At 62.2% G+C, this 11,731-nt stretch carries 13 protein-coding genes; 7 read left to right on the top strand and 6 right to left on the bottom strand.

Annotated elements, in window-relative coordinates:
* Positions 1-20 precede the first annotated feature (20 nt).
* Entirely contained in the window at positions 21-356 is a 336-nt protein-coding gene (locus AC0NIL_RS11700; RefSeq protein WP_013530101.1) for a hypothetical protein, read from the bottom strand.
* 145 nt (positions 357-501) lie between these two features.
* Between AC0NIL_RS11700 and AC0NIL_RS11705 the strand changes: the two genes are divergently transcribed.
* Together AC0NIL_RS11705 and AC0NIL_RS11710 are read left to right on the top strand one after the other, a co-directional pair.
* Positions 502-1,245 carry a DUF899 family protein gene (locus tag AC0NIL_RS11705; RefSeq protein WP_473573543.1) on the top strand — a complete coding sequence of 248 codons (744 nt, stop codon included), beginning with the start codon at positions 502-504 and terminating at the stop codon, positions 1,243-1,245.
* Positions 1,246-1,378: 133 nt separating this feature from the next.
* Positions 1,379-1,933, top strand: coding sequence for a DUF4142 domain-containing protein (locus tag AC0NIL_RS11710; RefSeq protein ID WP_473573542.1), 555 nt, complete (start codon positions 1,379-1,381; stop codon positions 1,931-1,933).
* Positions 1,934-2,093: 160 nt separating this feature from the next.
* Here AC0NIL_RS11710 and AC0NIL_RS11715 read toward each other — a convergent pair whose 3' ends face one another.
* Entirely contained in the window at positions 2,094-2,414 is a 321-nt protein-coding gene (locus tag AC0NIL_RS11715) for a DUF1476 domain-containing protein (RefSeq protein ID WP_473573541.1), read from the bottom strand.
* Between the two features lie 211 nt (positions 2,415-2,625).
* Here AC0NIL_RS11715 and AC0NIL_RS11720 point away from each other — a divergent pair, with 211 nt between their 5' ends.
* From AC0NIL_RS11720 to AC0NIL_RS11740, 5 genes are all read left to right on the top strand, one after another.
* The gene (locus AC0NIL_RS11720) at positions 2,626-3,009 is read left to right on the top strand and encodes a DUF6152 family protein (RefSeq protein WP_063172893.1); all 384 of its coding nucleotides are present in this window, start codon (positions 2,626-2,628) and stop codon (positions 3,007-3,009) included.
* Positions 3,010-3,471: a hypothetical protein gene (locus tag AC0NIL_RS11725; protein ID WP_473573540.1), complete on the top strand. Its 462-nt coding sequence runs from the start codon at positions 3,010-3,012 to the stop codon at positions 3,469-3,471.
* A 224-nt stretch (positions 3,472-3,695) separates the two neighbouring features.
* Entirely contained in the window at positions 3,696-4,088 is a 393-nt protein-coding gene (locus tag AC0NIL_RS11730; RefSeq protein WP_063172891.1) for a Rid family hydrolase, read from the top strand.
* Positions 4,089-4,260: 172 nt separating this feature from the next.
* On the top strand, positions 4,261-4,959 hold the full coding sequence (locus tag AC0NIL_RS11735; RefSeq protein WP_473573539.1) for a DUF5343 domain-containing protein: 699 nt from the start codon (positions 4,261-4,263) through the stop codon (positions 4,957-4,959).
* A complete protein-coding gene (locus AC0NIL_RS11740; protein ID WP_127368183.1) occupies positions 4,956-5,546 on the top strand; it encodes a Swt1 family HEPN domain-containing protein in 591 nt (196 codons plus the stop codon). The genes AC0NIL_RS11735 and AC0NIL_RS11740 overlap by 4 nt, the downstream gene beginning before the upstream one ends.
* Positions 5,547-5,550: 4 nt before the next feature.
* On the opposite strand, the gene carB is transcribed toward AC0NIL_RS11740, so the two are convergent.
* The 4 genes from carB to AC0NIL_RS11760 form a co-directional block, all read right to left on the bottom strand.
* The gene (gene carB, locus AC0NIL_RS11745; RefSeq protein WP_473573538.1) at positions 5,551-9,057 is read right to left on the bottom strand and encodes a carbamoyl-phosphate synthase large subunit; all 3,507 of its coding nucleotides are present in this window, start codon (positions 9,055-9,057) and stop codon (positions 5,551-5,553) included.
* Between the two features lie 302 nt (positions 9,058-9,359).
* Entirely contained in the window at positions 9,360-10,262 is a 903-nt protein-coding gene (locus tag AC0NIL_RS11750; protein WP_473574084.1) for an SH3 domain-containing protein, read from the bottom strand.
* Between the two features lie 122 nt (positions 10,263-10,384).
* The gene (locus AC0NIL_RS11755) at positions 10,385-11,149 is read right to left on the bottom strand and encodes a metallophosphoesterase family protein (RefSeq protein WP_473574083.1); all 765 of its coding nucleotides are present in this window, start codon (positions 11,147-11,149) and stop codon (positions 10,385-10,387) included.
* Positions 11,150-11,217: 68 nt separating this feature from the next.
* On the bottom strand, positions 11,218-11,580 hold the full coding sequence (locus AC0NIL_RS11760; RefSeq protein WP_013530112.1) for an ArsR/SmtB family transcription factor: 363 nt from the start codon (positions 11,578-11,580) through the stop codon (positions 11,218-11,220).
* Positions 11,581-11,731 lie beyond the last annotated feature (151 nt).

An 11,731-nucleotide genomic window follows, 5' to 3' on the forward strand; every position in this document is an offset into this window, starting at 1 on the left:
CAGCGTAGTGCGGACCGTTGTCAGATGTCCGGCGCGTTGCCGATCTTCTGCTTGAGATCAAGCGCCCAGGTGCGGCCTTCATCGCCGCCCCACAGCAGCCAGGCGATGTAGCCGGCCGAAGGGTTCTGCTCATTGCCGTAGTTCCTGCCGCGCTTGTCGACCTCGTGGCGGGCGAAATAGCTGACCATGCGGCGAATGGTGGAGGGCGCGAGCTTTTCCCGGTTTTTCAGTTCGGTGGCGCGGGCGACGCCGATCTCGGTGCCGCCGCGGCCGAATTCTCCGCGCAGTCTGAGGCCCTTGGCGGCATTGTCGGCCACCACTTGCGGGCAGCGCAGATCGATCTCGTCGTCGTGCATTTCGTCCCCCGGATCACGCTGCCCGAACAGGGATTACGACATATCACCATGCGCAATAAATGTCGGAGCCGATCACCGCCAAACGTCCTTGGGTCGCAGAGCAACCGCGCCGGGACGCCGGCGCCGCGACTTGAAGGAGCCGATCATGATCACCTTTCCCAACGAATCCGCGAAATACCGCACCGCGCGCGAAAAATTGCTGAAGAAGGAAATCGAGCTGCGCCGCGCCATGGAAGAGGTCGCCGAGGCCCGGCGCGCGCTGCCGCCGGGCGGGCTGATCCGCCAGGACTATGAATTCGACGCACTGGATGCCCACGGCAAGCCCGCGAAGACAAGGCTGTCGGAGCTGTTCGCGCCCGGCAAGGACAGCCTGATCCTCTACAACATGATGTTCCCGCGCCACCCGCAGGAGAAGCGCGATGTGGCGACCAGCGGCGGCACGGCGAAGCTCGCCCGACCGGACCAGCCATGTCCGTCCTGCACGGCATTGCTCGATCAGTTCGACGGCGCGGTCGGGCATCTCCAGGCGGCCGGCTTCAATTTCGCGGTGGTGGGCAAGACCGCGCTCGAAAACCTGGTCACGCTCGGTCGAGATCGGGGCTGGCGCAACATGCGGCTGGTGTCTTCGGCGGCCAACAGCTTCAAGCGCGACTACAATGCGGAGGCGGCCGACGGCTCACAGATCCCGCTGCTGTCAGTGTTTCACCGCGACGGCGACGGCATACGCCATTTCTGGAGTTCGGAACTGGATTTCGCACCGACGGAGCCCGGTCAGGATCCGCGTGGCCTCGGCACCTGCGAAACGCTGTGGAACCTGATGGATTTCACGCCTGAAGGCCGCCCGAACTGGAACGAGCAGCTGCAATATGGCGAGGCTTGCTGCCACTGAAAGGCAGCTCTGGTCAGCCGCCGCGGTTCGGGTAATCGAGGCGACACGCGCAGGCTTCTTCCTCATGACCTGCAACCGGAGTGCCCAAGCGACGTTGGATTGTCCGAGGGACAATGCCAACCGGAGACATGCCATGAAGACGCTTACCATTCTGACCGCAGCAGCATTGCTTGCCGGCGCGCCCGCCTTTGCCCAGTCGAACACGACCGCCACGACCACGCCGCTCGCCGCCACGACGAAGGTCGACACTTCGACCTTCATCAAGACGGTGCCGAGCGCCAATGAGTTCGAGATCGAGTCCAGCAAACTCGCCGAGCAACAGGCAACCGACGCCGACGTCAAGGCGTTCGCCAAACAGATGATCGCCGATCACACCAAGGCCGGCGAGGAATTCAAGGCGGCGCTTGCCCAGGGCCAGACAACCTCGGCCACCGCACCGTCCGGTCCGGCCCTGCAGCCCAAGGAGCAAAAGATGCTCGATGAGCTGAAGGGCGCCAGCGGCGATCAGTTCCAGGCCAAATACATCGAGATGCAGACCAACGCCCACAAGGAGGCCGTCGCGCTGTTCAGCGGCTATGCGAAATCCGGCGACGACCCGGCAATGAAGGAATTCGCCAAGAAAACCCTGCCGACGCTGCAGATGCACGAAAAACACGTGAAGGAACTGGCCGCCGCGCATCAGGGGTGAGGGCGGTTCACTATGGCGCCCCCTCTGTCCTGCCCGGCAGGACAGAGGGGGCGCCGTAGAGCGCTACGATGGAAGCCAGCCCGCTTGGCCAACCAACACCACAATGTGGCCCTGTGCCTTAAGCACGGCACGCCCTATACCGATCAAGGCTGAGCGATGCTCAGGTCGATCTGATCTGCTCGACCGCGGTCACCAGCAGGGTTTCCATGGCGGTGCGTATCTGGCCATCCGACTGGGCGATGCCCGCCGCGTCGAAGTCGGCGCGGACCTTGCGGAACACATCGTTGTCGCCTGCCTCTTCGAAATCCGCGTGCACGACTTCCTTGGCATAGGCGTCGGCGTCAGCACCGGATTTGCCGAGCTGTTCGGCGGCCCACAGGCCGAGCAGCTTGTTGCGGCGCGCCATGGCCCTGAACTTCGTTTCCTCGTCCATCGCAAACTTCTTTTCGAAGCCTTCCTGACGGTCTCTCATGCTGCTCATGTTCGCCTCGTTTCCGATGGGAGTCCGATCTTCAGCCCAGGGGAAGAACGGCCAGGAAAGAGAGAGTGGCGCGCATGGGTGTCATTAACAAGGCGTCATGCCGGCGATTGGGCGGGCGCTTGGCGGTCCGGTCTTTCGCTCGATATGATTTGACGTTGCCGCGCCGTGTCCTACTCTCAAGTGCCTGCGGGATGAACCGAGGAGACGAGCGATGCAGTTCAAGGCAATTCGCAGCGTCGCGCTGACGGCGGCCGTGATGCTTGCCGCCGGCACCGCGGCCTATGCCCATCACGGCTGGTCGTGGACACAGGATGGGTTTTTCGAACTCAAGGGCAAGATCACGGCCATCTATATCGGCAATCCGCACGCCACGCTGGATGTCGACGCGGAGGGTGAGGCCTGGCGGGTGGAGATGGCGCCGCCATCACGCACGATCGCCGCCGGCTTCACGGAGGAGGTGGCCAAGGTCGGCGACGAGGTGACCGCGATCGGCAACCGCTCGCTCGAGGCGACCGAAAAGCGCATGAAAGCGGTGCGCGTCATCGTCGGCGGCAAGACGTATGACGTTTATCCCGACCGTGTGCCGCCGGCCTAGATGACGGAGCTTCTCGCCGGCATCGAGCAACTCGCCTTGGCGCGGTGGCTGAAGGCTTCCTTCGTCGCCTATCCCATAGTCAATGCGCTCCACATCATGTCGATCGGTGCGCTGCTGACCAGCGTCGTTCTCATGGACCTCAGGATCTGCGGCGCCTTCCGTTCGCTGCCGCAAGCCGCATTCGTCGCGCTGCTGCGCCGCATTGCATTAAGTGCGTTCGCGGGTGCGCTCGTCACAGGCTCGCTGCTGTTTTCGGTCAAGGCGGGCACCTATGCGGCGATGCCGGTTTTCCTCGCCAAGATGGCACTCATCCTTCTCGCCGGCGGCAACTTCCTCGCCTTCATGCGCTTGCGCCGCGCAACAGGCGGTGGCGAGCCGGCAGGCGGAACCGCTCTCGCCGTGCTCTCGATGCTGCTGTGGACGTCCGTGCTTTTCGCCGGACGGTTCATTGGTTTTCTTTAGCGCCGCATCTTCCTTCTCCCCCTGTGGGAGAAGGTGGCCTCGCGAAGCGAGGTCGGATGAGGGGTGTTCCAGGAAACGCCGACGTCTCACTCCGCTGGAACACCCCTCAACCGTCTCGGCGCTAACGCGCCGATCCACCTTCTCCCACAAGGGGAGAAGGGAAGAACGGCGCTGGCGTTCCGCCAGTGCGGGGATAAGCTCCCTGCAAACAAGGGAGATTTGCCATGAAGAAAGAAATCATCGAAGTGCCGGTCATGTCGGACAAGGTGCGGGCGCTCGGCCTGCCCTGTTCGACGGCGGTCAAGGCCAACGGCTTCGTGTTCATCTCGGCGACGCCGCCGGTGGACATGGTGACCGGCGAGATGGTGCGCGGCGACATCGAGGTGCAGACCGAGGCGTCGCTGAAGGCGCTGAAGCATTGCCTGGAAGCGGCCGGCACCTCGCTCGACAATGTGGTGATGGTGCGCATCTACGCCGTCAATTCCGGCTTCTACAACGCCATCAACCGGGTTTATGCGAGGTACTTTAGCGTCAACCCGCCGGCGCGCAGTTTTGTGCCTGTGGCGTCTTGGCCGATGGAGTTTGATATCGAGATCGAGTGTGTGGCTGTGGCTTGAGGGGCTTCACCAATACGGCGTGGGCGATTCGCCAAGAAGATGCTGCAGGCACTCAATATGTACAAAAAACAGATGAAGGAGCTGCCGGTGTCGGGCGCAGCGATAGAGTGGCCGGAGGATTGCATGTAATGCCAGTCAGTTTATAATATTTCGAATAGGGCAGGAGGGGAAAGTGGCAGAAAAAGAAACTGGTTCAAACGCAGCCGTGGCCGCTGTGAAAGACGAAAAGAAGGCAGTACCCAATCGAGAGATACCCGGAAACATGCCATACACGTCTAGTGTTGGCGTGTTTAAAAGGGCGATTCAGAAAATACCTGTCAGCGAGAGACCGCCAAAATTTAATAGAGACTTCCTGAACACTGTATTTGAGATAACTGGTGGAAGTTCAATACCAGTTATACCTATTTTGAAAAGGGTTGGATTCTTAACTAGTGATGGCACACCTACCAACTACTACTCTGAATTTCAAACTGACGGAGGCAGGGCTTCAGCTGCACTCCACGCGTTGAAGACGGGCTTTTCCGAAATTTTTAAACGGAATCAGTACGCGCACAAGGCCGATCGCGACAAGATTATCGACGCAATCGTCAGCATCACTGGGCTAAATCGTGCGGACAAAGTTGTTGGCTATATTTACGGTACTTTCAGTGCGTTCCAAGAGTATGCGCAAGGAGCTGATGAGAATAAGGCTGCTGCCGTAAACGCCCCCGCGAACTCAGATTCGATGAGTTCTACACCGGATCGCATTAGCGCCCCTCAGCTAAGCCTTAACGGTATCTCATATCAGATTAATTTGGTTCTACCTGCGACTACAAACATAGAAATATACAACACAGTATTTCGAAGCATCAGGGAAAACCTGATAAAATGATAGACCTTCATAAATTGGAGCTATACATTCTGAAATGCGCTGTAATCCAGGCGGAAGTGGAGAAATTTGATCAGGCTGACGGCTCTCCCTTAGGCATGAATCGTACGGATGCTGCTGCGGTTTACGACGAGCACCTGGCGCAATTTTCTAGGGAGAGCCGTTCTCGTGCTTCGAAGATGGCATCATACTATGAATTATTCTATCTCGTAGAGAACGAGATTAGAAGAATAATCCAAGAGACATTAGAGGAATCTTATGGCCGATCCTGGTGGGATACTTGTGTCGATCAGGTGATTAAAGACGAGGTTGATAAGAATCGTAAAAGAGAACTGGAGCTGGCTCTCTCGATCCGCTCCGAGCGGGAAATAGACTATACTACTTTTGGACAGCTTGGGGACATAATAAGAAAAAACTGGGCGAATTTCGCCGGCATCATGAGTAACCAACCAGCCCTATCAAGGGTACTGCATCAGCTTAACGTGTTACGTGGTACGATCGCCCATTGTGGTTTTTTGGCCGAAGACGAAGTCGACCGTCTTCATCTTACTATCAAAGACTGGTTTCGGGTGATGGCAGGCCCACGCTAGCTCCTCACGCAAAATACTCCTGCAGCGGCCGCACTTCCAAACTCCCCGCCTTCAGCGCCGCAATAGCCTCCGCCACCGCGGCCGCTCCCGACAGCGTCGTATAATACGGCACCTTCTGCATCAGCGTGGCACGGCGGAGCGACTTGGAGTCCGACACCGCCTTCTGGCCATCCGTGGTGTTGAAGACGATCTGGACCTGGCGGTTGCGGATGGCGTCTTCGATGTGGGGGCGGCCTTCCAGGACCTTGTTGATTTTTTGGGCGTCGACGCCGTTTTCGGCGAGGAAGCGGGCGGTGCCTGAGGTCGCCAGCACCTTGAAGCCGAGGCCGGCGAGGCGCTTGACCGCCGGCAGGATGCCTTTCTTGTCCTCGTCGCGCACCGAGACGAACAGCGTGCCGGAGCGCGGCAGGTCGACGCCGGCGCCCAACTGGCTCTTGGCGAAGGCCAGCGCAAAATCGCGGTCGAGGCCCATGACCTCGCCGGTCGAGCGCATTTCCGGGCCGAGCAGGATGTCGACGCCGGGGAAGCGGGCGAAGGGGAACACGGCTTCCTTGACCGCGATGTGGCCGGGGTTCCTGGGATCAGGCATCGCGCCGTAATGGGCGAAGGCGTCTTCCAGTTTTTCGCCGGCCATGATGCGGGCGGCGATTTTCGCGATCGGCCGGCCGATGGTCTTGGCGACGAACGGCACGGTGCGTGACGCGCGCGGGTTGACCTCCAGCACATAGACCGTGCCGTCCTTGATCGCGTATTGCACGTTCATCAGGCCGCCGACATTGAGCGCGCGGGCAAGGGCTGCCGTCTGGCGCTCCAGCTCGTCGACCAGTTCGGAAGGCAGCGAGTGCACCGGCAGCGAGCAGGCACTGTCGCCCGAATGGATGCCGGCTTCCTCGATGTGTTCCAGAATGCCGGAGACGAAGGTCGACTTGCCGTCGCAGAGGCAGTCGACATCGACCTCGATGGCGCCACTGAGATAGGTGTCGAACAGCAGCGGGTTCTTGCCCAGCAGCGTGTTGATCTGGCCGGTCTTGTCGTTGGGGTATTTCTGCTTGATGTCCTCCGGCACCAGGCCGGGCACGGTGTCGAGCAGGTAGGTCTGCAGCATGCCCTCGTCATGAATGATCTGCATGGCGCGGCCGCCCAGCACATAGGACGGGCGCACCACCAGCGGGAAGCCGAGCTCGCCGGCAACCAGGCGGGCCTGCTCGACCGAATAGGCGATGCCGTTCTTCGGCTGGCTGAGGTTCAGCTTGTGCAGCAGCTTCTGGAAGCGGTCGCGGTCTTCGGCGAGATCGATCATGTCGGGCGAGGTGCCGAGGATCGGGATGCCGGCCTTCTCCAGCGCATCGGCGAGCTTCAGCGGCGTCTGGCCGCCGAACTGCACGATGACGCCGACCAGCTCGCCCGACGCCTGTTCGGCGCGCAGGATCTCCAGCACGTCTTCCGCCGTCAGGGGCTCGAAATAGAGCCGGTCTGAGGTGTCATAGTCGGTCGAGACCGTCTCGGGGTTGCAGTTGATCATGATCGCCTCATAGCCGGCATCGCGCAGCGCGAAGGCGGCGTGGCAGCAGCAATAGTCGAACTCGATGCCCTGGCCGATGCGGTTCGGCCCGCCGCCGAGGATGACGACCTTCTTGCGCGACGAGACCTGCGCCTCGTTGGCCAGCGCGCCGGCGAACGGCACTTCATAGGTCGAGTACATGTAGGCGGTGGGCGAGGCGAACTCGGCCGCACAAGTGTCGATGCGTTTATAAACAGGATGAACGTCGAGCTTTTCGCGAGCTTTCTGAATCACTTCGGCGTCGGTCTTCGTCAGCGACGCGAGGCGGGCATCGGAGAAGCCCATGGCCTTCAGCATGCGCAGATTGACGGCATCCTCGGGAATGCCGTGCTCGCGGATGCGGGCTTCCATGGCGACGATGCCGGCGATCTGTTCGAGGAACCACGGGTCGATCTTGCACATGGCGTGCACGTCCTCCAACGAGGTGCCCATGCGGATCGCCTGCGCCACCATGCGCAGCCGGTCGGGCGTCGGCGTGCCGAGCGCTGCACGAATGGCGTTGCGGTCGTCGGCATGGTTGGCGGAACCGAGGCCCCCATGGCTGAGACCGGGGATCTCGATCTCGTCCAGACCAGTCAGGCCGGTTTCCAGTCCACGCAGCGCCTTCTGGAGCGATTCCTGGAAGGTGCGGCCGATGGCCATGACTTCGCCCACCGACTTCATGGCGGTGGTCAGCACCGGCTCGGCGCCGGGGAATTTCTCGAAGGCAAAGCGCGGGATCTTGGTGACGACGTAATCGATCGACGGCTCGAAGGAGGCCGGCGTGGCGCCGCCGGTGATGTCGTTCTCCAGCTCGTCCAGCGTATAGCCGACGGCGAGTTTTGCCGCGATCTTGGCGATCGGGAAGCCGGTCGCCTTGGAGGCAAGTGCTGACGAGCGCGAGACGCGCGGGTTCATCTCGATCACCACCAGGCGGCCATCGGCCGGGTTGACGGCGAACTGCACGTTGGAGCCGCCGGTCTCGACGCCGATCTCGCGCAGCACGGCGATCGAGGCGTTGCGCATCATCTGGTATTCTTTGTCGGTCAAAGTCAGGGCAGGAGCGACGGTGATCGAGTCGCCGGTGTGCACGCCCATCGGGTCGATGTTCTCGATCGAGCAGACGATGATGCAATTGTCCGCTCTGTCGCGGACGACCTCCATCTCATACTCCTTCCAGCCGAGCACGCTCTCCTCGATCAGCACTTCGGTGGTCGGCGAGGCGTCGAGGCCGGACTGGACGATCTCGTAGAATTCGGCCCTGTTGTAGGCGATGCCGCCGCCGGTGCCGCCCATGGTGAAGGACGGGCGGATGATGGCCGGCAGGCCGACATGGTCGAGCGCCTGGGCGGCGATCGCCATGCCATGGCTGATATAGCGCTGCTTGCGGTCGCCTTCGCCGAGGTTCCAGCGGGTTTCCAGCGCATCGAGCGCGGCGTCGAGATCGGCCGGCTGCTCGGCCTTGAGCGCCGCGCGCTCGGCCTCATGCGTCTTGCGGTCGGTGTTCTTGACGTCGGTGGCGTTGGCCAGCATCGACTTCGGCGTTTCCAGGCCGATCTTCTTCATCGCCTCGCGAAACAGCGCGCGGTCCTCGGCCTTGTCGATGGCGGTAGCATCGGCGCCGATCATCTCGACATTGTAGCGCTCGAGCACGCCCATGCGGCGCAGCGACAGAGCGGTGTTGAGCGCGGTCTGGCCGCCCATGGTCGGCAGCAGCGCGTCGGGCCGCTCCTTGGCGATGATCTTGGCCACCACTTCAGGCGTGATCGGCTCGATATAGGTGGCGTCGGCCAGTTCCGGATCGGTCATGATGGTGGCCGGGTTGGAATTGACCAGGATAACGCGGAAGCCTTCCTCCTTCAGCGCCTTGCAGGCCTGGGTGCCGGAATAGTCGAATTCGCAGGCCTGGCCGATGACGATGGGGCCGGCCCCGATGATCAGGATCGACTTGATGTCAGTGCGTCTTGGCATGTCAAAGGTCCGTTCGGCGGGCGGCTTGCACAAAAAACCGGGACGGGAAGACCCGGCCGGTTGTGCTCGCGATTCTGGTATCAGGCTAGGAGGGCCTTATAGGGAAGAGTTTTGACTGATGTAACCCCGAAAATGCGAGGTAGGGGAATAGGGGAATAGGGGAATAGGGGAATAGGGGAATAGGGGAATAGGGGAATAGGGGAATAGGGGAATAGGGGAATAGGGGAATAGGGGAATAGGGTGGGTTCGAGAGAATTCCAAACATACTCCCTTTTTCCCCTGCTCCCTTACTCCCCTGAATTCTAATTCCCCAGCGCCAACTGATCCGTGATCTCAAACCGCTCCGAGACGCCGACACGGATCATGTTGAGGCTGCCTTCCCTGGTGAAGCGGAAGTCGCCGGGCGCGTCGGAACCGGCCGGCTGGCCGGCACGGAAGGAGATGATGCGCGTGCCGCCGTCGGGCCAGGTCACAGTGATGTTCGCCTTGTCGGCGCTGTGCACCACGCTGACCTTGCAGCGCTCCATCGGCTGGCCGACATAGCGGGCGCAGGGAATCTCGGGGCCAGAAGCCGGCGTCGGAGCGGAATCAAGCGGGACGTCAGGCGCCGCCAGCGCCAGTAGGTACGCATCCTGCATGGCGGCGTGGCCGATTTCCTCTGGCGATTTCGGCGTGCTTTCTGCTGCCGGACCGGCGCCGCCAAGCCGCGCCGTCAGGTCGGGCGGTGCGACCTGAGGGCTGTTGGCCGAGCCGATGGCCTGCGATTTATCTGGCGCCGAGGCCTGCTCGGCCCCACTGCCGGTGGAGGCAACCACCGGCGCACCGGCCGGTCTTGGCTCACCTTCGACATAGGGGTTCGGATTGAGGGGGATGAGATAGCGCGCCGGCGCCCAGCCGCTCAGCTTCTCCTTGCCCGTGCTCTCGACCTTGCACCATTTGTAGCCGTTGATGTCGTTGCAGCCGAGATTGGTGACCATGTCGCCACTGCTCAGCCGCGCCTCGACCGTGGCGACCGGCGATGCGGTGGTGCGGACCTTGAGAAGGTCGTCCGGCGCCAGGCCGGTGACGACGGAGATGACGAGCTCCGGCGCCGCTTGGGCCATCTCTTCAGCCATAGCGGGGGCAATCACCGGCCACGCCGTCATCAGCAGCGGAGCAGCAATCAGCGCATGGAGGATTGTTCGGAGCGTAACTGTGCGCCTCATCGTTTGGCCGTGCGCTGATACCGTGCCGCGGCGGATCGAGCCCGCTGCAAGCCCGGCCGGTTTTATAAGGGACGACGCGGCGCTATGTAAGCCCGAAAATCGGGCCGCCGTTTCGCCAGCCTTCAGCCGGGCAGGGCCATGAACCCGGTTCTGAGCGCGTGAGCCCATTCCGGCCGGTCCGCTTGTTCGGCCTGCCTGGCGGCCGCCTCGTGGTCGTAGTCGACGGCGATGGCCTCGAAGCCGTCGGGCTGGCCGTTGCTGCCCGAGGTGACGATGCCGTAGCGCGCATGCGGCGAGCCCTGCTCGGAGACATGCGCCGGCGGCGTGGAATCGTCATAGGCAGGGCAGCCGATGCTGCCCGGATTGAAGATGACGGGACCGTCGGGGACGCGGATCAGTTCCGCGCGGTGGCTGTGGCCGCACAGCGCGACGCGGCAAGCCGGGTCGAGCGCCTTCAGCCGCCGCCGGATCGCCGTCAGCGGCGCGCGCACCAGCTGGCCATTGACGATGGTATCAGTGAGATATTTCTCGTCATGGTCGGGACGGGCGTGGAAAGCGATGATTCCGGGTGCGATCTCCAGCGTCAACGGCTGGGCGAACAGCACCTGGCACTGTGCCTCGGTCAGCCGCTCCTGCGCATAGACGTCGGAGGGCCACATGGTGTCATCAGCGGGGTCGGCGGCAACACGGCGGTCGTGGTTGCCGCGCACCGTCGGCAGGTTCAGCGCCTGCAGCCGTTCCATCGTTTCGCGCGGCCATAGCGGGCCGGAAACGCTGTCGCCGAGATTGACGGTCAGCTCGGCGCCGCCGCGCCGGCGCAGGTCGTCAAGCACGGCGTCGAGCGCCAGCACATTGCCGTGGATGTCGGCGAGGACGGCGATGCGCATTTCGGGAAGCTCCTGTGTGACGCCGCTTTTCCTTTTCCCCACGTTCGTGGGCGAAGAACCCAAGTCCTTCAGGGTCGGGCGTGCACTTCGATATCGTGGCCGCCAACCGCCGGCAGTGCGGGATCGTCGCCGGCGGCGGCGATGACGCTGTCGAGCAGGCCGGGGAAGCGGGCGTCGAGATCGGCCCGGCGCAGTGTGATCATGCGGTTGGTGCCGACCACCTCGGCGCGGGTGACGCCGGCCTCGCGCAATTTGGCGAGGTGGTAGCTCAGATTGGTCTTCGAGCCGAAATCGAGGAACTGGCTGCAGTTCAGCGGCACGCCCTGCTTGCTGGCGAGATAGCGCACGATGGCAAGCCGCGTCGGGTCGCCGAGCACGCCAAGCACGATCGGCAGGCTGATCTGGTCCGTATTGGGGTGTGGCAAGGTCATGGCTCGAAACTAAGCACAGTCGGGTCCGATTTCAACGCATCCATCATTGTTGGCTCCACGTGGCCTTTCTCCGTCTCGCGCGAACCCCGCCCGGCCTGTGCTGACACAGGGCTGTCAGGAAGGTTCAGCTATTTTTCCCTGGCTTCATTGA

This window comes from Mesorhizobium sp. WSM1343, from assembly GCF_055901535.1.

Excerpts from the sequence above, each read along its gene's own strand:
- AC0NIL_RS11700 (WP_013530101.1), bottom strand. The coding sequence starts at position 356 with ATGCACGACGACGAGATCGATCTGCGCTGCCCGCAAGTGGTGGCCGAC.
- AC0NIL_RS11705 (WP_473573543.1), top strand. The coding sequence starts at position 502 with ATGATCACCTTTCCCAACGAATCCGCGAAATACCGCACCGCGCGCGAA.
- AC0NIL_RS11710 (WP_473573542.1), top strand. The coding sequence starts at position 1,379 with ATGAAGACGCTTACCATTCTGACCGCAGCAGCATTGCTTGCCGGCGCG.
- AC0NIL_RS11715 (WP_473573541.1), bottom strand. The coding sequence starts at position 2,414 with ATGAGCAGCATGAGAGACCGTCAGGAAGGCTTCGAAAAGAAGTTTGCG.
- AC0NIL_RS11720 (WP_063172893.1), top strand. The coding sequence starts at position 2,626 with ATGCAGTTCAAGGCAATTCGCAGCGTCGCGCTGACGGCGGCCGTGATG.
- AC0NIL_RS11725 (WP_473573540.1), top strand. The coding sequence starts at position 3,010 with ATGACGGAGCTTCTCGCCGGCATCGAGCAACTCGCCTTGGCGCGGTGG.
- AC0NIL_RS11730 (WP_063172891.1), top strand. The coding sequence starts at position 3,696 with ATGAAGAAAGAAATCATCGAAGTGCCGGTCATGTCGGACAAGGTGCGG.
- AC0NIL_RS11740 (WP_127368183.1), top strand. The coding sequence starts at position 4,956 with ATGATAGACCTTCATAAATTGGAGCTATACATTCTGAAATGCGCTGTA.
- carB (WP_473573538.1), bottom strand. The coding sequence starts at position 9,057 with ATGCCAAGACGCACTGACATCAAGTCGATCCTGATCATCGGGGCCGGC.
- AC0NIL_RS11750 (WP_473574084.1), bottom strand. The coding sequence starts at position 10,262 with ATGAGGCGCACAGTTACGCTCCGAACAATCCTCCATGCGCTGATTGCT.
- AC0NIL_RS11755 (WP_473574083.1), bottom strand. The coding sequence starts at position 11,149 with ATGCGCATCGCCGTCCTCGCCGACATCCACGGCAATGTGCTGGCGCTC.
- AC0NIL_RS11760 (WP_013530112.1), bottom strand. The coding sequence starts at position 11,580 with ATGACCTTGCCACACCCCAATACGGACCAGATCAGCCTGCCGATCGTG.